This is a genomic window from Acidisoma sp. 7E03 (assembly GCF_054665075.1).
On record NZ_BAAFHE010000074.1, the window covers coordinates 1 to 278 of the forward strand.

Here is a 278-nt window from a genome sequence, read left to right on the forward strand (position 1 = left end):
CGAACTGTAGCTGCATCAGACGTCCCGTCGCATCGTCGATGAAAACCAGCAGCGTGCAGGCGGGATGATCCGGCCCGAACCAGCGATGCTCCGATCCGTCGATCTGCACCAGCTCGCCGAAATGCTCCCGCCGTGGCCGCAGCTGATGAAAGCGCCGTCGCTGCGCCCGGGTCAGCCACAGACCGGCTTCCCGCATCCAATTGCGGAGCGTCTCGCGCGGCACATGGAGCCCATGACGCGCCTCGAGCGCCTCCGATGCCAATGTCGGGCCGTAGCCA

1 pseudogene is annotated in these 278 nt (G+C 66.2%); it reads right to left on the reverse strand.

Annotated features, from left to right (window positions below):
- Positions 1 to 278 (reverse strand): annotated as a pseudogene (locus ACYQ6W_RS22740) (ISNCY family transposase); the annotation flags it as partial.